The organism is Kosakonia sp. 1610, assembly GCF_050435845.1.
In the GTDB taxonomy this organism is placed as follows: Bacteria; Pseudomonadota; Gammaproteobacteria; order Enterobacterales; family Enterobacteriaceae; genus Kosakonia; species Kosakonia cowanii.
Genome location: NZ_JBNDKZ010000005.1, coordinates 127,371 through 146,527, shown reverse-complemented (window position 1 = coordinate 146,527; position 19,157 = coordinate 127,371). Strand labels below are relative to the sequence as shown.

Here is a 19,157-nt window from a genome sequence, read left to right as displayed (position 1 = left end):
CTGTCAGGCGCTGTGCTCCTGCCAGGCGCGCTCCACCTCTTCGGCGAGGATTTTAACGCCCGCTTCGATAAGCTCTGGCTCCGGCACATAGTTCATGCGCATGCATTGATGGGTGTGCGGCCACGGTTTATCAAGGCCGGGGAAGAAGTAGTCTCCCGGCACCATCAACACGCCGCGCTTTTTCAGGCGCTGGTACAAAAGCTCGGTGCTGATCGGCAGATCTTTAAACCACAGCCAGAGGAAAATCGCCCCTTCCGGTTTGTGGATCAGGCAGCGCTCCGGGGGCAGATAACGGCGCAGCGTGGCGATGGTCTCCTGAACGCGCTGGTAGTAAAAGGGCTTAATCACCTCATTTGAGAGGCGCAGCAGATCTTTGCGCTTAATCATTTCGCACATCATCGCCGGGCCAATGCCGCCCGGTGAGAGGCTGATAATGCCGTTCATATTGCGAATGGCAGAGATCACTTTGTCATTGGCGATAATGATGCCGCAGCGGCTGCCCGGCAGGCCCAGCTTCGACAGGCTCATGCAGAGAATGATATTCGGGTTCCACAGCGGGCGCGCTTCGCTGAAGATAATGCCGGGGAAGGGGACGCCGTACGCATTATCAATCACCAGCGGGATATTGTGCTGATTGGCCAGCACGTCCAGCTTCATCAGCTCCTCATCGGTGATGACGTTACCGGTCGGGTTGGTCGGGCGTGAGACGCAGATCATCCCCGTCTCTTCACCGATATGCAGGTGTTCGAAATCGACGTGGTACTTAAACTGCCCTTCCGGCAGCAGTTCGATATTGGGTCGCGTGGAGACGAAGAGATCCTCTTCCAGCCCGGCGTCAGCGTAGCCGATATACTCGGGCGCCAGCGGGAAGAGCACTTTGCGCGTGCTGCCGTCGGCGCGGCGGCCGGCAAAGAGGTTAAACAAGTAGAAAAACGCGCTCTGGCTGCCGTTTGTCAGTGCAATATTCTGCGGTTCAATATCCCAACCTAACTCTTCACGCAGCATCGCGGCCAGCGCCGTCAAAAGCTCGGTTTTGCCCTGCGGACCATCGTAATTACACAGGGCATCCGTGGCGCTGCCGTTCTCCAGCATCTGGGAAAGCAGCTGCTGGAAGTAGTCGGTCATCGCCGGGATTTTTGCCGGGTTGCCACCGCCGAGCATGATAGCGCCTGGGGTGCGTAAACCGTCGTTAAGATCCTCCATCAGACGCGTAATGCCTGAATGTCGGGTAAATTTGTCGCCGAAAAGTGAAAATGTCATCGCTACTGCTCTGTCGGGCTGCGGGTGAAAGTGGCTAACCATAACGCTCTCACCCGCGAGGTGCAAATCTCCGTTCTTCGCAGTTTATCGACGTTCGTTCTTAACAAGTGTGCTTTATCAGCACAATCTTCTGGTATTAATTCTGTTGCGCCCGCCCGGCCCAGACGACCATCACTTTATCCTCGCCCTGGGTGCGCACAAAGCCGTAACCCTGCGGCAACGTAAGCGATGTTTGCTTGCCGCTACCCAGCGCCGGATGACGGGCGCGGTACTGCCCGAGCGTCTGCCAGTGGCGCAGGCTGGCGGCGGCCTTACCGTCAAGATCCTGCCAGTTCATCTGCGATCGCGTCCCCTGTAGCGGATCCGAACCCGTCGGGCCAAAAGGGCGCCCGGATTCGTCGCCATAGAAGATCTGCACCGCACCGGGGGCTAGCAGCAACAGCTCTGCTGACTGCGTACCGCCTTCGCGGAACAGGCGGGTATCGTGCGAAGAGAGGTAGCTCAGTACATTAAAGCTTTGCAGCTTCTCCGCCATCTCTTGCCAGACGCTGTCCATATTCGCCAGGCAGCTGGCGGCATCTGCGGCCTGCTGCTGGTAGTCGAAGTTGATCATCGCATCGAAACCGTGCTGATAGTAAGCGCTCTCCATCACGCCGTGCCCCCAGGATTCACCGGTCATCCAGAAGGGCGCATCGTCGATTTTCTTCTGCGGATTGGCCTGTTTCCACTCTGCCAGCGCCGCCGTTGCCTGGGTTTTCAACTGCTGCCAGGCCTCCAGCTCCACGTGTTTGGCGGTATCAACGCGGAAACCATCAATGCCGTAGTCGCGCACCCACTGGCTCAGCCAGTGGGTCAAATAGTCGCGCGGCGTGTAACCGGCCATCTCGCGCGCGGCGGTATCCGGTTTATGGCGATAAAAGAGCGGCAGCCCGGAAGCCTCTTTCGATTCGGTTTTCAGATCCGGCAGGAAGGCCAGCGACATCGTCAGGTCGTCGAAACCGGGGTTGTCGTAATCGCCAATATCGGTGCGGATCCACTTTTTGCCCCACCAGTTTTGCCAGGCACTTTTATCGCTGAAATTGATGTAATCATTGAAGCTGTGCCAGGTTTGCCCGGCGGCCGGTTTCCAGTCGGTCCAGTGCTCGCCGAGGATTTTTTTGCGCTCCTCCTCTTTCAGGTAGAGCGCGCCAAACTGGTAGGTCTGCATATCCGCAAGCGTTGCGTAACCGGCGTGGTTCATCACCACATCAAACAGCACGCGGATGCCGCGGCGGTGCGCTTCATCAACCAGCGTGCGCAGATCGTTTTCATCGCCCATATTGGCGTCGAGGCGCGTCCAGTCGAGCGTGTAGTAACCGTGGTAGGCGTAGTGGGGGAAATCCCCTTTGGTGCCGCCACCAACCCAGCCGTGGATCTGCTCCAGCGGCGAGCTGATCCACAGGGCGTTTACGCCGAGTTTTTGCAAATAGTCGAGCTTGCTGGTCAGCCCCTTCAGGTCGCCGCCGTGAAAGGTGCCAATCTCCTGCATGCCATCTTTGTGCCGCCCGTAGCTGTTGTCATTGGTGGGATCGCCGTTGACATAGCGGTCGGTCAGCACGAAATAGACCGTAGCGTTATGCCACTGAAACGGTGCCGTGCCGCGCGTTTGCGCTGGCTCAAGCAGCAACAGGCCGTTGCTCTCTTTCGCCGGGAGCAGCGTGATTTTGCCCTCGCGCACCGTCGCGGTTTGCTGGCTGTAGAAATCCCGCACTTCGCTGCCTTCCGGGAAGGTGTCGCCAACCGGAATGGTCAACGGTTTATCGCTGCGCACCGGGCACTGGCGCGCCACCACCGCTTGCTTCTCTGCCGGGGCTTTCACACTGATTAACAGCGTTGGCGTGCCGGAGCGGGTATCAAGCTGCAACTGATAGTCGCCGTCGCGGAAGATGCGCCACTGCGGCGCGCTGGCGCTGCACGGCACCAGCGACAGCATCTGATTGAGCTTGATGGCACCGGCAGGCTGCCAACACGCGTCGCCTTGCTGCACGGTAACGGGCATCTCACCCTTTTTCAGCGTTGCCTGGCTACGCCAGACGCCGGTGCCGTCGTCGGTTAACGCGGGAAAACCGGCCGCCGTCCAGTCGGCGCAGGCGACGCCGGGCAGTAACAGCAGAAGTAAGGCAGCGTGTTTCATCAATAAGCCCCGTGATAGCGATTTTCCCTAGTGTGCCCGTCTGCTGGCATGGGTGACTCCTCCCCATCGCCGGTTCGCCAGGGAGGAGGGAGAGGGTTGAGAAAATGCGTAAAACGTGCGGTTTTCGAAATTGCGATAATCGCCGCATTTTTAAGAACTTGTGCGCTTTATATGCAGTTTACCGGTGACATAGTTTCAGAATTGGATTATTTCTGTACGTGCCCGATAAGGTTAATTTTGGTATGATTTGCGATTCAGCCCGCAAAATCGTGCATAAAAGAAGGCGTTGGAATGCTTATATCCGACCAGGAGACCTAATGATATCGATACCCATGCGACGAAGTGGGGCGACGATACTCATGTTTTTCACCTTGATGTTTTCAGGTGGAGTGCTGGCAAAAACGCACACAGAAACAGCGAGTCACAAAGCCCACGTCACTAAGGCAAGCGTAAAAAAACAGGCAAGCAGTAAGAAAGAGTATTCTCGCAATAGTGTAAAAAGCCGTTCACTTCCTGATTTGCGAAAATACCCTTCCGGGACACCACGAAAGAGAGCGTTTCTCCGGACCGTAATGCCTTACATCACCAGCAAAAACGCTGCGATCACCGCGGAGCGTAACTGGCTGCTCAGAAAACAGTATGACAGCCAGTGGTCGCCCTCTGAGCGCACGCGCATGAAGGATATTGCCAAACGCTACAAAGTGAGCTGGTCCGGGAATACGCGCCGTATTCCGTGGAACACGCTGCTGGAGCGCGTTGACATTATTCCGGACAGCATGGTCGCCACCATGGCCGCAGCAGAGAGCGGCTGGGGCACCTCTAAGCTGGCGCGCAGCAACAACAACCTGTTCGGCATGAAGTGCGCGAAAGGCGCCTGTAAAAGCGGCTCGGGCAGAGTGAAAGGTTACTCGCAGTTCGGCTCGGTGCAGGAGTCGGTAGACGCTTACGTCACCAACCTGAATACGCACGCGGCCTATGCCTCCTTCCGTAAATCCCGTGCGCAGCTGCGTAAAGCGGACCAGGAAGTGACAGCAACGGCGATGATCCACAAGCTGAAGGGCTACTCCACCCGCGGCGCGAGCTACAACAACTATCTGTTTGCCATGTATCAGGACAATCAGCAGTTAATTGCCGCCCACATGTAACCCCATCTGCTGAAACGCCTTCCACCCGGAAGGCGTTTTTCTTTGTGCCTAAATGAGGATTTCGCTGTAGCGATCGCGATAATCCTTCGGTGTGCTGTCGTAGGCCTTGCGGAAGACCGAGTAGAAATACTGCAATGACGGGTAGCCGCACATCTGCGAAATCTCATTGATAGAGAGCGAGGTGGAGATCAGCAGGCTGCGCGCCTTCTCCAGCTTCTCGGCGTGGATCACCGCGTGAATGGTTTCGCCCACCTCCTCCTTGAAGCGCTTCTCCAGATTGGAGCGCGAAATACCGACCGCATCCAGCACCTGATCGACCTTAATGCCTTTGCAGGCGTGGTTGCGGATATAGTGCATCGCCTGAATCACCGCCGGATCGTTCAGCGAACGGTAATCCGTTGAACGGCGGGCAACCACCCGCATCGGCGGCACCAGCAGGCGCTGCAACGGCATTGCTTCGTTATCGAGCAGCCGGTGCAGCAGCTTCGCGGCCTGGTAACCCATCTGCCGCGTGCCCTGCGCTACCGAAGAGAGCGCGACGCGGGAGAGGTAGCGGGTCAGCTCTTCGTTATCGATGCCGATCACGCACAGCTTCTCCGGCACCGGAATATGCAGATGGTCGCAGACCTGCAAAACATGGCGCGCCCGCGCGTCGGTAACGGCAATAATACCCGTTTGCGGCGGCAGCGTTTGCAGCCAGTCGGCAAGGCGATTTTGCGCATGCTGCCAGTTTTCCGGCGCGGTGGTCAGCCCCTGGTAAACCACGCCGCGATACTTCTCCTGCGCTACCAGCTGGCAAAAAGCATACTCCCGCTCGGCGGCCCAGCGCTTGCCGCTTGAGGCGGGAAGGCCGTAAAAGGCGAAGCGATGCACCCCTTTCTCTTTGAGATGCAAGAAGGCGCTCTCGACCAGCGCGTGGTTGTCGGTGGCGATATAGTGCACCGGCGGGTAGTGCTCCGGCGTGTGATAAGAGCCGCCGACGCCGACAATCGGTACATCGACATCCGCCAGCAGCCGCTCAATCTCCCGGTCATCGTAGTCGGCGATCACGCCGTCGCCGAGCCACTCCTTAATGTTCTCAATACGGGCGCGGAAATCCTCCTCAATAAAGATATCCCACTCCGATTGCGACGCCTGAAGATACTCCCCAACGCCTTCGACCACCTGGCGGTCGTAGGCTTTATTCGCGTTAAATAACAGCGTGATGCGATGGCGCTTTTCAAACATAGTGGTTCGCTTCCTGACTATTCATCAGTTCTGATTACCATATTCAACACACTGCCGGACAAAAATAATCCGGCAGTGTGATCGCGCCTCGGTTCGCCTGGCTCAGGCGCGACGTTTGGTGGCGGAGTCCATCCACACCGCCAGCAGTAAAATGGCTCCCTTGACGATGTACTGCCAGAAGGTGGGAACATCCATCATGCTCATGCCGTTATCCAGCGAGGCCATAATAAACGCCCCCATTACCGCGCCCGCCACGCTGCCGATGCCGCCCGCGAGGCTGGTGCCGCCAATCACGCAGGCGGCAATCGCATCCAGCTCGGCAATGTTCCCGGCCGACGGCGAACCGGCACCAAGGCGCGAGCTGAGGATAAGCCCGGCAATCGCCACCATCAGGCCATTGATTGCGAAGACCGCCAGTTTGGTGCGCTCAACGTTAATGCCGGAGAGCCGCGCCGCTTCAAGGTTGCCGCCGATGGCGTAAATGCGGCGGCCAAAAGCGGTGCGCGTCGCCATAAACAGACCTGCCAGCAGCAGAAAGACCAGCAGCAGCACCGGCGTCGGCACGCCGCGGTAATCATTCAGCAGCCAGATGGCACCGAGCACAATCACCGCGATCAGCGCCTGGCGCCCCACCGCATGGCCGGAAGAGGAGGTGGCTAAGCCGAGCGACTGGCGGCGCATGCGACCGCGCCACTGCCAAAGCACAAAGGCGACCAGCCCGAGCGCGCCAACGCCGAAGCCCACGCCGTCCGGCAGATAGCTCTGGCCGATTTGCGACATCGCCGCGCTGGTGGGTGAAACGGTGGTGCCGTTGGTAATGCCGATCAACACGCCGCGAAACGCCAGCATCCCGGCGAGGGTGACGATAAACGACGGCACTTTACGATAGGCCACCCACCAACCGTTCCACGCGCCGAGCAGCAGGCCAAGCAGCAGCGTCACCACCACCGTGAGCGGCAGCGGCCAGCCGAGCCAGACGTCAAAAATGGCTGCCGCACCACCCAGCAGGCCCATCATCGAGCCTACCGAGAGGTCAATCTCCGCCGAGATAATGACAAACACCATCCCCACCGCGAGGATGCCGGTGATGGCGGTCTGGCGCAGCAGGTTAGAGATATTACGCGCGCTCAGGTAGGCACCGTCGGTCATGCCGGTGAAAAAGAGCATGATCACAACGATGGCTGCAAGCATCACAAACACCTGCAGGTTGAGTGACTTCAGCCCGGAGAAGGGGCCCGGCGACGCGGTGGATAACTGACTTTCAGACGGGTTGCTTTTCGACATGATGTTCGCTCCTCAGCGCCGCTTCCATAACCTGCTCCTGGGTCAAATGACGGTTGATAAGATCGGCTTTCAGCTTCCCTTCGTGCATCACCAGCACGCGGTCGCTCAGGCCCAGCACTTCGGGCAGCTCGGAGGAGATCACAATCACCGCGATCCCCTGCTGCACCAGTTGGTTAATCAGTTTGTAGATTTCATACTTCGCGCCGATATCGATGCCGCGCGTCGGCTCATCGAGGATCAAAATGCGCGGGTTGAGCAACAGGCAGCGGGCGAGAATCGCTTTCTGCTGGTTGCCGCCGCTCAGCCGACCAATCGCCAGCTCCGGCGACGAGGTTTTTACTTTCAGCCGCTGGATTGACTGCAAAATGCACGCCTGCTCGGCGGCGTCATCGAGGCTGCTCAGGCTGCCGGTAAACTGGTTTAGCGCCGCCAGCGTGATGTTTTTACCCACCGCCATCACCGGCACAATGCCGTCGCGCTTGCGATCCTCCGGCACCATGGCGATGCCGTGGCCAATCGCCTGCTGGCAGTTGCGGATCTCAACCTCCTTGCCATCCAGAAAGATTTTTCCCTCCCAGCGACCCGGCCAGACACCAAACAGGCACTGCACGGCTTCGGTGCGCCCGGCGCCGACCAGCCCGGCAATGCCGAGGATCTCGCCGCGCTTGAGGCTAAAGGAGACGTCGTTGACGCGTTTGATATGGCGGTTAACCGGATGCCAGGCGGTAAGGTGCTCGACGCGCAGGATCTCCTCGCCGTGGGTGTGCGGTTCATTGGGGTAGAGCGCGGTCAGCTCGCGGCCCACCATCATGGTGATGATGTCATCTTCACTCATCCCCGCCGCATCGCGGGTGCCGATGTGCTTCCCGTCGCGGATAACGCAGATGACGTCGGAGATGGCTTTCACTTCATTGAGCTTATGGGAGATGTAAACGCAGGCGATATCGTGGTTGCGCAGGTCGCGGATGATATCGAGCAGCACCGCCGTCTCCTGCTCGGTCAGCGAGGCGGTCGGCTCATCTAAAATCAGCAGCCGCACCTGCTTGTTCAGCGCTTTGGCGATCTCCACCAACTGCTGCTGGCCCAGCCCTAAGTCACCGACGCGGGTATCGGGCGAGATGGCGAGGCTCACCTGTTTGAGCAGCTTCTCGCAGCGCAGCGTCATCTGGTCGTAATCCATCACGCCGTGGCGGGTGATCTCCGCGCCAAGGAAGATGTTCTCCAGCACTGTGAGATGTTTCACCAGCGCCAGCTCCTGGTGAATGATGGCGATCCCTTTGCGCTCGGTATCGCGGATATGGCTCGCTTGCAGAAGCTCCCCTGCAAAGTAGATTTCGCCTTCATAGCTGCCGGTCGGGTAGATGCCGCACAGCACTTTCATCAGGGTCGATTTACCCGAGCCGTTTTCGCCGCACAGGGAGAGCACTTCGCCCGCGTTAAGTTGCAGGCTGACGTTATCAATCGCCTTCACGACGCCGAAGGCTTTGGTGATGTTCTTCATTTCGAGTAAGTAAGGCATGGCTGCTCCACGTCGATCGCTTATCAGACAGCGCCTGAAGTGAGGGCGGCGGCGCGCCTGATTCTGAACTCAGGCGCGCCGTCGTTTTCAGAGCTGATTCTTCTGGTGGAAGCCGTCTTTGATCACCGTGGCGTCAATATTCTCTTTGGTGACTTCAATCGGCGTCAGCAGGCGGGCAGGCACATCTTTCAGGCCATTGTTGAGCGAGGCATCGGCCTTCGGCTGCTTACCGTTGCCAAGCTCGACGGCGATCTCCGCCGCGGTGTTAGCAAGCTGGGTGATAGGTTTGTAGACGGTCATCGTCTGGCTGCCGTTCATCAGGCGTTTGACCCCAGCGAGATCCGCATCCTGGCCGGAGATGGCAACTTTGCCCGCCAGCCCCTGCGCGCTTAATGCCTGGATAGCGCCGCCAGCGGTTGCGTCATTCGAGGCAACCACGGCATCGATTTTATTGTTGTTGGCGGTCAGCGCGTTCTCCATTATCTTCAGCGCATTTTCCGGCAGCCAGCCATCGACCCACTGGTCGCCGACAATTTTAATTTTGCCGCTGTCGATATAGGGCTTTAATACCTTCATCTGCCCGGCGCGGAACAGCTTGGCGTTATTATCCACCGGCGAGCCGCCCATTAAGAAGTAATTACCCTGTGGCACCTTATTGACCAGGCTTTGCGCCTGTAATTCCCCGACTTTTTCATTGTCGAAGGAGATATAGAAATCGATATCCGCATTATTAATCATGCGATCATAGGCCAGAACTTTAATTCCTTCCTGTTTAGCTTCTTTCACAACGTTACTTAATACCTGACCGTTGTAAGGAATAATAACCAGCACGTCGACGCCGCGGTTGATCATATTTTCAATTTGCGACATCTGGGTCTCTTCATTACCGTTCGCCGACTGGACGAAAACATCGGCGCCGAGGGATTCGGCTTTCTTAACAAAAATGTCGCGATCTTTTTGCCAGCGTTCAAGACGGAGATCGTCAATCGCCATGCCGATTTTTATCGTTTTGGCATGGCTGAACGTGCTGGCAAGCAGCAGGGTAGCGCAGAGTGTAAGGCAGAGATTCTTTATCTTCATAATAGGAATACCTTTCGTAGGGTGGTGTGCGAGATAAAAGAAACGTGCACTGCTTAGAACGAGCAAATTCTTAACGCAGAATGGAATAGTGGCAATTACAGATTTTAATAGGCGGGTTACGTTTTTTGGTTTATTTGCTGATTTATGACCCCGATCTTATTTTAAAAAAAATAAAACTGGCGTTGCATAAAAAACAGGAAAGCACCTCGCAGCAACTTTTGCGGTTATTTTGCGAGCCAGCGCACGTTTGCGTATTCTCTCAATGGCAGTGTGAAATAACGTAATTGAGCAAGGCGCAGAGAGAATCCAGTATTAACTCAGATATGTTCACTCGCCAATGGAGCTCATTATGCACGCTTATTTTGACCAGCTGGATCGGGTTCGTTTTGAAGGTTCAAAGAGTACGAATCCGCTCGCGTTTCGTCACTACAACCCAGATGAGCTGGTGCTCGGTAAACGCATGGAAGATCACCTGCGTTTCGCCGCCTGCTACTGGCACACCTTCTGCTGGAACGGCGCGGATATGTTTGGCGTCGGCTCCTTCGATCGCCCCTGGCAGCAGCCGGGCGAGGCGATGGCGCTGGCAAAACGCAAAGCCGATGTCGCCTTCGAATTCTTCCATAAGCTCAATGTGCCCTACTACTGCTTCCATGATGTCGATGTCTCCCCGGAAGGCGCCTCGCTGAAAGAGTACCTGAGCAACTTCGCCGAAATGGTTGATGTGCTGGGGGAAAAACAGCAGCAGAGCGGCGTCAAGCTGCTGTGGGGCACCGCAAACTGCTTCACCAACCCACGTTACGGCGCGGGCGCAGCCACCAACCCGGATCCGGAAGTCTTCAGCTGGGCGGCAACCCAGGTGGTAAGCGCGATGAACGCCACCCATAAACTCGGCGGCGAAAACTACGTGCTGTGGGGCGGACGCGAAGGGTACGAAACCCTGCTCAACACCGACCTGCGCCAGGAGCGCGAGCAGATTGGCCGCTTTATGAACATGGTGGTTGAGCATAAACACAAAATCGGTTTCCGCGGCACGCTGCTGATTGAGCCAAAACCGCAGGAGCCGACCAAGCACCAGTACGACTACGACGCCGCGACCGTCTATGGCTTCCTGAAACAGTTCGGGCTGGAGAAAGAGATCAAGCTCAATATCGAAGCTAACCACGCCACCCTCGCGGGCCACTCCTTCCATCATGAAATCGCCACTGCCATTGCGCTGGGGCTGTTTGGCTCCGTCGACGCTAACCGCGGCGATCCGCAGCTCGGCTGGGATACCGACCAGTTCCCGAACAGCGTCGAAGAGAATGCGCTGGTGATGTATGAAATTATCAAAGCGGGCGGCTTCACCACCGGCGGCCTCAACTTTGACGCCAAAGTGCGTCGCCAGAGCACCGATAAATACGATCTTTTCTACGGCCATATCGGCGCGATGGACACCATGGCGCTGGCGCTGAAAATCGCTGCCCGCATGGTCGAAGAGGGCGAGCTGGATAAACGCGTCGCCAAACGCTACGCGGGCTGGAATGGTGAGCTGGGCCAGCAAATTTTGCAGGGGCAGCTTAGCCTTGCGGAACTTGCGAAGTACGCTGAAGAGCAGAACCTGGCACCGCGTCACCAGAGCGGTCACCAGGAGCAACTGGAGAACCTGGTCAACGCGTATCTCTTCGATAAGTAACCGGCTTCTGCGCGGCACACTCAAAAAGGAGTAGTCACTATGTATATCGGGATCGATCTCGGTACCTCGGGCGTGAAGGCGATTCTGCTCGGTGAGCAGGGCGAGGTGCTGGCCTCCCATACGGAGAAACTCAGCGTCTCTCGCCCACACCCGTTATGGTCGGAGCAGGATCCCGAAAGCTGGTGGCAGGCGACGGATCGCGCCATCCAGGCGCTCGGTGCGGCGCATTCGTTGCAGCAGGTAAAGGCCATCGGCCTTGCCGGGCAGATGCACGGCGCGATGCTGCTCGATAGCGAAAACCGCGTTCTGCGCCCGGCGATCCTCTGGAACGATGGTCGCTGTGGTGAGGAGTGCGGGCTGCTGGAAGCGCGGGTCGCTAACGCCCGTGCGATCACCGGTAACCTGATGATGCCGGGCTTTACCGCGCCGAAGCTGCTGTGGGTGCAGCGGCATGAACCGGAGATCTTCGCTAAGGTGGCGAAGGTGCTGCTGCCGAAAGATTATCTGCGGCTGAAGATGTCCGGCGTCTTTGCCAGCGATATGTCCGATGCCGCAGGCACCATGTGGCTCGATGTGGCGAAGCGCGACTGGAGCGACGAGATGCTCGTCGCCTGCTCGCTGTCGCGCAGCCATATGCCAGCGCTGTTTGAAGGCAGTGAGATCACCGGCGAACTGCTGCCGGAAGTTGCCCGGCGCTGGGCGATGCCGGTAGTGCCGATTGTTGCAGGCGGCGGCGACAACGCCGCTGGCGCGGTCGGTGTCGGCATGGCGGACGCGGGGCAGGCGATGCTCTCGCTTGGCACATCCGGCGTCTACTTTGCCGTCAGCGAAGGGTTCCTCAGCAAGCCGGAAAGCGCCGTGCACAGCTTCTGCCACGCGCTGCCGGGGCGCTGGCATCTGATGTCGGTGATGCTGAGCGCGGCCTCCTGTCTGGACTGGGCGGCGAAACTGACCGGCATGGAATCGGTGCAGGCACTGATTAGCGCCGCGCAGCAGGCGGACGAGAACGCGGGCGATATCTGGTTTCTGCCCTATCTCTCCGGCGAACGCACGCCGCACAACAATCCGCAGGCAAAAGGCGTCTTCTTTGGTCTGACCCATCAGCATGGCCCGGCAGAGCTGGCGCGTGCGGTGCTGGAAGGGGTGGGGTATGCGTTGGCAGACGGGATGGATGTGGTGCACGCCTGCGGCGTGACGCCGCAAAGCATTACCCTTATCGGCGGCGGCGCGCGCAGCGACTGGTGGCGGCAGATGCTGGCGGATATCAGCGGCTTGCAGCTCGATTACCGCACCGGCGGGGATGTTGGCCCGGCGCTCGGCGCGGCGCGGCTGGCACAAATCGCCGTTAATCCCGGCGTACCGCTGGCAACGCTGCTGCCGCAACTGCCGGTTGAGCAGCAGCATCAGCCGGACGCGCAGCGTCACGCGCACTATGTCGAGAAGCGCGACACCTTCCGCCGCATCTATCAGCAGCTGTTGCCGCTGATGTCATAACCTTTTCGGCCCGCTGGCAACGGTGGGCCGTAATCACCCTGATGTTGTCCTTTTTTGGTCTTAGCAGCAGCGTAAAGCCTTGCCAGAATAGCGTTAACCCCACTGAGCAAGGAGTCCTGAAATGACCCGTAGCGCCCTGATTAACATCGATACCCAGCAATCCTTTTTCCACCGTGACTTCTGGCAGGATAACGACTTTCCCGCTTTCCAGCAGGCGATGCTGACGCTGATTGCCGGTTGCCAGGCGCGCGGCATTCCGCTGGTGGATATTTTTCACGTCGCCGACAGCGGCCCCTTCTCGCTGGAGAGCGGCTTCGTGAAACCGATGCCCTTTTTGCAGCATCAGGCAGATGTCACCTTCCATAAGCATGTCCACAACGCCTTTACCGATACCGGCCTCGATCGCTGGCTGCGTCAGCGCGATATCAATCATCTGATCATTTGTGGTATTCGTACGGAGCAGTGCTGTGAAACGACCGCCAGGGTGGCGTCGGATCTGGGCTATCGCGTGACCTTCGTCAGCGAAGCGACGCTCACTTTCCCGATGACGCACAATGGCGTGACGCTGGATAGCCACACGCTGCGCCACCGTACGGAAACCGTGCTCGTCGGGCGCTTTGCCGCCATTAAAACCGTCCAGGAGACGCTGGAACAATAAATGTGTGATGTCTGGTTTGTGATGCTGCCCGGCGTGCTGGCGCTCGATATGGCCGGTCCGGCGGAGACCTTTGCCCAGGCGCAGGAGACCTTTCGCCTGCACTACATCGGCCCGCAAGCGGAGGTGGCAACCTCCCTTGGCTTAACGATGGGCAACATCGCGCCGCTACCGGAGACGTTACCGGAGGGGAGCCTGCTGGTGCTACCCGGCGTCAGCGATTCTTCGCAGTTATTTGATACGCCGCAGGCAACGCAGGTGCGCAACTGGCTGATGCGCCTGCAACCGCTGCTCCACCGCCGGGCGATTACGCTAATGTGCGTCTGCTCCGGCGCAATGCTGGCGGCGAAAGCCGGGCTGCTTAACGGGGTTCAGTGCACGACGCATCACAATGTGATTGCCCGCTTGCAGGCGCTCGAACCGGCTGCGCTGGTCAAAGAGAACCGGATTTTTATTGAGGATCGCGGCATCTGGACCAGCGCGGGCATCACCTCAGGCATCGATCTCGCCCTGCATATTATCAACCGTTTATGCGGGCCGGCGCGTGCGCTGGCGGTGGCGCGCGAAATGGTGGTCTGGTTTCGCCGCTCCGGCGACGATCCGCAGCTTTCACCGTGGCTGCGCTATCGTAACCATCTCCATCCAGCGGTACACCGGGCGCAGGATGCGCTGACCGCCGAGCCGCAAAAAGCCTGGCAACTGGCGGAGATTGCCGCGCAGGCACACGTCAGCGCCCGGCATCTGACGCGTCTTTTTCAGCAGCATCTGGGGATCAGCGTGCGCGACTATCTGGAGCAGCTGCGGCTGGTGATTGCCGAGCAGGCGCTGTTGCAGGGCCAGGGTGCGGAGCAGGCGGCGCTGGCCGCCGGTTTCTCCTCCCCGCGCCAGCTGCACCGGGCGCGGGCGCGAATCACTAGCTGACAAACCGCCGCCGGTCGATGCGCTGCACCAGCATCGAGAGCGCCAGGCTTGCCGCCAGCGCCGCGCTGAAGACCCACACAATGTCGAGCAGCGGCCAGTTTTGCACCTCAACGCCGCGCGTGCGCAGCGCATGAATAATCAGCGCGTGAAAACCGTAAATACCGAGTGAGTGGCGCGAAATCAACGCCAGCCCCGGCAGAGTGCGGCTGTTAAGCGTGTTTTTTACCAGCGTAAACAGTGCGATAGCGCAGAGAAAGACCATCGGGCCGCAGTAGAGATACCAGGTATCGGCGAAGTTACCGCGCCATCTCAGCTCATGCAGCGTACCGCGTGAAATCGCCACCACCGCCAGCACCACTACCGCGGCACTTAGCCAGTTCAGCGCCCGTTTTTGCGTCTCCATCATGCCGATGGCGCGACCGAGGATGGCGTAGAGGACGTAGTAAAAGGTGTCGCCGTTGATGTAGAGATTGATCGGTAGCCACTCAACGCCATCGCTTTTTAGCGTCACCAGATTGGGGTTAGCGACGACGCCAATCACCGCAATTAGCGCCAGCAGCATCTTGCCGCTCAGGGCTTTGACCTGAATCAGGGGCGAGAGCAGGTAGATAACGATGACGGCGAAGAAGAACCACAGATGGTAAAAAATCGGCTTTTGCAGGATGTTCTTCAGCGACAGGTCGCTGTTAATCGAGGTAAACAGCACGATATAGAGCAGGGCGATGAGGCTATAAAACAGCAGGCAGAGGGCGATACGCAAAAAGTGGCGCGGCTGGGCGCTGCGTTCGCCATAAAAGAGGTAGCCTGAAATCATAAAAAAGAGGGGAACGCTGACGCGCGAGGCGGAGTTGAGCAGATTGGCAACATTCCAGTCGAAGCTGGTAACGGCGGCTGGATTAGTAATGTACCAGGTCGTGGTGTGGATCATGACCACCATTAAACAGGCTATCCCGCGTAAATTATCTATCCAGTGAATTTTTGACGGCATCACTTCCTCAATTTCTTATTGTCGACAAATATCCTAAGACTGGTAATTTACCTGCGTATCTCTTTGGATAATTCTGAGTTTTCCCACGCGTGGTTGTGCACTAAGCGCAGTGCTGCACAATGGCGTTTTTGGCCGTTCACCCTATCAGCCCGCAAGGAAATGCGTAAGAAAATGATGAAGTTTACTCTGCCGATGCTGATGTTGCTGCTGACAAGTTGCAGTGCGCCCGAGAAGATGCCGGAGCAGAAGGCGCAAACGGCACGGCCTGGCCCGACACGCTCCCTCAATATGGAGCAGCTCTGCCGCGAAAACGCCGCGCACCGCTACAACACCGGGGCGGAAAAAGTGAACGTTACCGGCTTCGAACAGTATCAGGGCAGCTACGAGATGCGAGGCGTTACGCCGCGTCATGAAGCGTTTGTCTGCACTTTTGACGCTGAAGGGCAGTTTTTGCATCTTTCGATGCGTTAAGCCCCATAATACGCGCCAATGCCGCCGCTATTTCCCAATTTTCCGTAAACAACCCCGTTTCGTACTGTATATCTTGCAGTCAGCGGGTATACTGGTCGCTTCCTTTAAATCCACACGTATCCAGCACGAAATAATATGCAAAAGTTTGATACCAGGACCTTTCAGGGTCTGATCCTGACCTTACAGGATTATTGGGCTCGTCAGGGCTGCACCATCGTTCAACCTCTGGACATGGAAGTGGGTGCCGGTACTTCGCACCCAATGACCAGCCTGCGCGCGCTGGGCCCGGAGCCGATGGCAACCGCCTACGTTCAGCCTTCCCGTCGCCCGACCGATGGTCGCTACGGCGAAAACCCGAACCGCTTACAGCACTACTATCAGTTCCAGGTGGTGATTAAACCCTCTCCGGACAACATTCAGGAACTGTACCTCGGGTCACTGAAAGAGCTGGGTATGGACCCGACCATTCACGATATTCGTTTCGTGGAAGATAACTGGGAGAACCCGACGCTGGGTGCCTGGGGACTTGGTTGGGAAGTGTGGCTTAACGGCATGGAAGTGACGCAGTTCACCTACTTCCAGCAGGTTGGCGGCCTTGAGTGCAAGCCGATCACCGGCGAGATCACCTACGGTCTGGAACGTCTGGCGATGTACATTCAGGGCGTAGACAGCGTCTACGATCTGGTCTGGAGCGACGGCCCGCTGGGTAAAACCACTTACGGCGACGTGTTCCATCAAAACGAAGTGGAGCAGTCCACTTACAACTTCGAATACGCCGATGTCGACTTCCTCTTCACCTGCTTCGAGCAGTATGAGAAAGAGGCACAGCAGCTGCTGGCGCTGGAAAACCCGCTGCCGCTGCCGGCTTACGAACGCATTCTGAAAGCCGCCCACAGCTTCAACCTGCTTGATGCGCGTAAAGCCATCTCCGTCACCGAACGCCAGCGCTACATTCTGCGCATCCGTACGCTGACCAAAGCAGTCGCTGAAGCCTATTACGCTTCCCGTGAAGCCCTTGGCTTCCCGATGTGCAACAGAAATAAATAAGAGGCGGCCATGTCAGAGAAAACATTCCTGGTGGAAATCGGCACCGAAGAGCTGCCACCAAAAGCCCTGCGCAGCCTGGCGGAGTCCTTCGCTGCCAACTTTACCGCTGAGCTGGATGCGGCAGGCGTTGCCCACGGCGAGGTTAAGTGGTTCGCCGCGCCGCGCCGTCTGGCGCTGAAAGTGGCTAATCTTGCCGCCGCGCAGCCGGATCGCGAAGTTGAAAAACGCGGCCCGGCCATCGCCCAGGCGTTCGACGCGGAAGGCAAACCGAGCAAAGCGGCTGAAGGCTGGGCGCGCGGCTGCGGTATCACCGTCGATCAGGCCGAGCGTCTGACCACCGACAAAGGCGAATGGCTGCTCTATCGCGCCCATGTTAAAGGCGAAAGCATCGAAGCGCTGCTGCCGAACATGATCGCCACCTCGCTTAGCAAACTGCCGATCCCGAAACTGATGCGCTGGGGCGCGTCGGACGTGCACTTTGTGCGTCCGGTTCACACCGTTACCCTGCTGCTGGGCGATCAGCTGGTTCCGGCAACGATCCTTGGCATTCAGTCCGATCGCGTCATTCGCGGCCACCGCTTTATGGGCGAGCCGGAGTTCACCATCGACAACGCCGATCAGTACCCGCAGATCCTGCTGGAGCGCGGCAAAGTGATGGCAGATTACGCCGAGCGTAAAGCCAAAATCAAAGCGGACGCTGAAGATGCGGCGCGTAAGATTGGCGGTACTGCCGATCTGAGCGACAGCCTGCTGGAAGAGGTCACCTCTCTGGTTGAGTGGCCGGTGGTGCTGACGGCGAAGTTCGAAGAGAAATTCCTCGCCGTTCCGGCGGAAGCGCTGGTCTACACCATGAAGGGTGACCAGAAGTACTTCCCGGTGTATGGCAACGACGGCAAACTGCTGCCAAATTTCATCTTCGTCGCCAATATCGAGTCGAAAGATCCGCAACAGATTATCTCCGGTAATGAAAAAGTGGTGCGCCCGCGTCTGGCGGATGCCGAGTTCTTCTTCAATACCGACCGTAAAAAACGCCTGGAAGATCACCTGCCGCGTCTGCAAACCGTGCTGTTCCAGCAGCAGCTCGGCACGTTGCGTGACAAGACCGATCGTATTCAGGCGCTGGCGGGCTGGATTGCCGGTCAGATTGGCGCAGATGTGAACCACGCCACGCGCGCGGGTTTGCTCTCCAAGTGCGACCTGATGACCAACATGGTGTTTGAGTTTACCGACACCCAGGGCGTGATGGGCATGCACTATGCGCGTCACGACGGCGAAGCGGAAGACGTTGCCGTTGCGCTGAACGAGCAGTATCAACCGCGCTTTGCCGGTGACGAGCTGCCGTCTAACCCGGTCGCCTGTGCCGTGGCGATTGCCGATAAGATGGATACCCTCGCGGGGATCTTCGGTATCGGCCAGCATCCGAAAGGCGATAAAGACCCGTTCGCGCTGCGCCGTGCCGCGCTGGGCGTGCTGCGTATTATCGTTGAGAAGAACCTGGCGCTGGATCTGCAAACCCTGACCGAAGAGGCGGTGCGTCTCTACGGCGATAAGCTGACGAACGGCAAAGTGGTCGACGATGTGATCGACTTTATGCTGGGCCGCTTCCGCGCCTGGTATCAGGACGAAGGCTACAGCGTTGATACCATTCAGGCGGTGCTGGCGCGCCGTCCGACCAAACCGGCCGATTTCGACGCGCGTATGAAGGCGGTTTCCCACTTCCGTACGCTGGAGGCAGCGGCGGCGCTGGCGGCAGCCAATAAGCGCGTCTCCAATATCCTGGCGAAATCTGACGAAACGCTGAATGAGAACGTGCAGGCGGCGGTGCTGAAAGAGGCCGCAGAGATCAAGCTGGCGGGCAACGTGGTGGTTCTGCGCGATACGCTGCAACCATTCTTTGCGGAAGGGCGTTATCAGGAAGCGTTGATCGAGCTGGCGCAGCTGCGCGAGCCGGTGGACGAGTTCTTTGAGAACGTGATGGTGAACGCCGACGATAAAGAGGTGCGCATCAACCGCCTGACGCTGCTGGCGAAACTGCGTGAACTCTTCCTGCAGGTTGCGGATATCTCGCTGCTGCAGTAATCGTTCAGTCGATAAAAAAACCCGCTACGGCGGGTTTTTTTATGCCCCGATGTTGTCGGGAGTTGGTTTTGCCGGATGGCGCTTCGCTTATCCGGCCTACAAGGGACATCAGCCGCGCTAAACCGTAGGCCGGATAAGGCGT

The 19,157-nt window shown here is 58.2% G+C and carries 15 protein-coding genes; 8 read left to right on the top strand and 7 right to left on the bottom strand.

The annotated features are described in order from the left end of the window. Positions 1 to 3: 3 nt before the first annotated feature. Both avtA and ABIC80_RS15445 read right to left on the bottom strand, forming a co-directional pair. Positions 4 to 1,260 carry a valine--pyruvate transaminase gene (gene avtA / locus ABIC80_RS15450; RefSeq protein WP_429177745.1) on the bottom strand — a complete coding sequence of 419 codons (1,257 nt, stop codon included), beginning with the start codon at positions 1,258 to 1,260 and terminating at the stop codon, positions 4 to 6. Between the two features lie 136 nt (positions 1,261 to 1,396). Beyond that, a complete protein-coding gene (locus tag ABIC80_RS15445) occupies positions 1,397 to 3,433 on the bottom strand; it encodes an alpha-amylase (protein WP_429177744.1) in 2,037 nt (678 codons plus the stop codon). A 317-nt stretch (positions 3,434 to 3,750) separates the two neighbouring features. Here ABIC80_RS15445 and ABIC80_RS15440 point away from each other — a divergent pair, with 317 nt between their 5' ends. After that, positions 3,751 to 4,578: a protein bax gene (locus tag ABIC80_RS15440; RefSeq protein ID WP_076769334.1), complete on the top strand. Its 828-nt coding sequence runs from the start codon at positions 3,751 to 3,753 to the stop codon at positions 4,576 to 4,578. A gap of 48 nt (positions 4,579 to 4,626) precedes the next feature. Here ABIC80_RS15440 and xylR read toward each other — a convergent pair whose 3' ends face one another. The 4 genes from xylR to xylF all read right to left on the bottom strand — a co-directional run bounded on the left by xylR (position 4,627) and on the right by xylF (position 9,688). Continuing rightward, positions 4,627 to 5,805, bottom strand: a complete 1,179-nt coding sequence (gene xylR / locus ABIC80_RS15435; RefSeq protein WP_042718640.1) for a D-xylose utilization transcriptional activator XylR — start codon at positions 5,803 to 5,805, stop codon at positions 4,627 to 4,629. A 102-nt stretch (positions 5,806 to 5,907) separates the two neighbouring features. Next, positions 5,908 to 7,089 carry a xylose ABC transporter permease XylH gene (gene xylH, locus ABIC80_RS15430; protein ID WP_042718639.1) on the bottom strand — a complete coding sequence of 394 codons (1,182 nt, stop codon included), beginning with the start codon at positions 7,087 to 7,089 and terminating at the stop codon, positions 5,908 to 5,910. Continuing rightward, positions 7,067 to 8,608 (bottom strand): xylose ABC transporter ATP-binding protein, encoded by a 1,542-nt coding sequence (locus tag ABIC80_RS15425; RefSeq protein ID WP_076769335.1) that lies wholly within the window; start codon positions 8,606 to 8,608, stop codon positions 7,067 to 7,069. Before ABIC80_RS15425 ends, xylH begins: the two co-directional genes overlap by 23 nt. 87 nt (positions 8,609 to 8,695) lie before the next feature. Next, on the bottom strand, positions 8,696 to 9,688 hold the full coding sequence (gene xylF / locus ABIC80_RS15420) for a D-xylose ABC transporter substrate-binding protein (RefSeq protein ID WP_124967016.1): 993 nt from the start codon (positions 9,686 to 9,688) through the stop codon (positions 8,696 to 8,698). Between the two features lie 349 nt (positions 9,689 to 10,037). Between xylF and xylA the strand changes: the two genes are divergently transcribed. The 4 genes from xylA (at position 10,038) to ABIC80_RS15400 (ending at position 14,430) form a co-directional block, all read left to right on the top strand. Further along, the gene (gene xylA, locus ABIC80_RS15415; RefSeq protein ID WP_042718634.1) at positions 10,038 to 11,360 is read left to right on the top strand and encodes a xylose isomerase; all 1,323 of its coding nucleotides are present in this window, start codon (positions 10,038 to 10,040) and stop codon (positions 11,358 to 11,360) included. A 39-nt stretch (positions 11,361 to 11,399) separates the two neighbouring features. Further along, positions 11,400 to 12,854 (top strand): xylulokinase, encoded by a 1,455-nt coding sequence (xylB, locus tag ABIC80_RS15410; protein WP_429177743.1) that lies wholly within the window; start codon positions 11,400 to 11,402, stop codon positions 12,852 to 12,854. A 121-nt stretch (positions 12,855 to 12,975) separates the two neighbouring features. Next, positions 12,976 to 13,512 (top strand): isochorismatase family protein, encoded by a 537-nt coding sequence (locus ABIC80_RS15405; protein ID WP_242388422.1) that lies wholly within the window; start codon positions 12,976 to 12,978, stop codon positions 13,510 to 13,512. After that, positions 13,513 to 14,430, top strand: a complete 918-nt coding sequence (locus ABIC80_RS15400) for a helix-turn-helix domain-containing protein (RefSeq protein WP_042718630.1) — start codon at positions 13,513 to 13,515, stop codon at positions 14,428 to 14,430. On the opposite strand, the gene ABIC80_RS15395 is transcribed toward ABIC80_RS15400, so the two are convergent. Continuing rightward, positions 14,423 to 15,418 (bottom strand): acyltransferase, encoded by a 996-nt coding sequence (locus ABIC80_RS15395; RefSeq protein ID WP_429177742.1) that lies wholly within the window; start codon positions 15,416 to 15,418, stop codon positions 14,423 to 14,425. The genes ABIC80_RS15400 and ABIC80_RS15395 overlap by 8 nt on opposite strands. A gap of 171 nt (positions 15,419 to 15,589) precedes the next feature. Between ABIC80_RS15395 and ABIC80_RS15390 the strand changes: the two genes are divergently transcribed. The 3 genes from ABIC80_RS15390 (at position 15,590) to glyS (ending at position 19,015) form a co-directional block, all read left to right on the top strand. Further along, positions 15,590 to 15,889 carry a YsaB family lipoprotein gene (locus tag ABIC80_RS15390; RefSeq protein ID WP_042718720.1) on the top strand — a complete coding sequence of 100 codons (300 nt, stop codon included), beginning with the start codon at positions 15,590 to 15,592 and terminating at the stop codon, positions 15,887 to 15,889. 135 nt (positions 15,890 to 16,024) lie between these two features. Further along, complete coding sequence (gene glyQ, locus ABIC80_RS15385) at positions 16,025 to 16,936, top strand: glycine--tRNA ligase subunit alpha (protein ID WP_042718627.1); 912 nt, start codon at positions 16,025 to 16,027, stop codon at positions 16,934 to 16,936. Positions 16,937 to 16,945: 9 nt separating this feature from the next. Continuing rightward, positions 16,946 to 19,015 carry a glycine--tRNA ligase subunit beta gene (gene glyS / locus ABIC80_RS15380; protein WP_429177741.1) on the top strand — a complete coding sequence of 690 codons (2,070 nt, stop codon included), beginning with the start codon at positions 16,946 to 16,948 and terminating at the stop codon, positions 19,013 to 19,015. The last annotated feature ends 142 nt before the right edge of the window (positions 19,016 to 19,157 follow it).

What these genes read in the sequence shown, in the direction of transcription:
- glyQ (WP_042718627.1), top strand. Translation starts at nt 16,025, where the DNA reads ATGCAAAAGTTTGATACCAGGACCTTTCAGGGTCTGATCCTGACCTTA.
- ABIC80_RS15405 (WP_242388422.1), top strand. Translation starts at nt 12,976, where the DNA reads ATGACCCGTAGCGCCCTGATTAACATCGATACCCAGCAATCCTTTTTC.
- avtA (WP_429177745.1), bottom strand. Translation starts at nt 1,260, where the DNA reads ATGACATTTTCACTTTTCGGCGACAAATTTACCCGACATTCAGGCATT.
- ABIC80_RS15390 (WP_042718720.1), top strand. Translation starts at nt 15,590, where the DNA reads ATGATGAAGTTTACTCTGCCGATGCTGATGTTGCTGCTGACAAGTTGC.
- xylH (WP_042718639.1), bottom strand. Translation starts at nt 7,089, where the DNA reads ATGTCGAAAAGCAACCCGTCTGAAAGTCAGTTATCCACCGCGTCGCCG.
- ABIC80_RS15395 (WP_429177742.1), bottom strand. Translation starts at nt 15,418, where the DNA reads ATGCCGTCAAAAATTCACTGGATAGATAATTTACGCGGGATAGCCTGT.
- ABIC80_RS15440 (WP_076769334.1), top strand. Translation starts at nt 3,751, where the DNA reads ATGATATCGATACCCATGCGACGAAGTGGGGCGACGATACTCATGTTT.
- xylA (WP_042718634.1), top strand. Translation starts at nt 10,038, where the DNA reads ATGCACGCTTATTTTGACCAGCTGGATCGGGTTCGTTTTGAAGGTTCA.
- ABIC80_RS15445 (WP_429177744.1), bottom strand. Translation starts at nt 3,433, where the DNA reads ATGAAACACGCTGCCTTACTTCTGCTGTTACTGCCCGGCGTCGCCTGC.
- glyS (WP_429177741.1), top strand. Translation starts at nt 16,946, where the DNA reads ATGTCAGAGAAAACATTCCTGGTGGAAATCGGCACCGAAGAGCTGCCA.
- xylB (WP_429177743.1), top strand. Translation starts at nt 11,400, where the DNA reads ATGTATATCGGGATCGATCTCGGTACCTCGGGCGTGAAGGCGATTCTG.
- xylR (WP_042718640.1), bottom strand. Translation starts at nt 5,805, where the DNA reads ATGTTTGAAAAGCGCCATCGCATCACGCTGTTATTTAACGCGAATAAA.
- xylF (WP_124967016.1), bottom strand. Translation starts at nt 9,688, where the DNA reads ATGAAGATAAAGAATCTCTGCCTTACACTCTGCGCTACCCTGCTGCTT.
- ABIC80_RS15425 (WP_076769335.1), bottom strand. Translation starts at nt 8,608, where the DNA reads ATGCCTTACTTACTCGAAATGAAGAACATCACCAAAGCCTTCGGCGTC.
- ABIC80_RS15400 (WP_042718630.1), top strand. Translation starts at nt 13,513, where the DNA reads ATGTGTGATGTCTGGTTTGTGATGCTGCCCGGCGTGCTGGCGCTCGAT.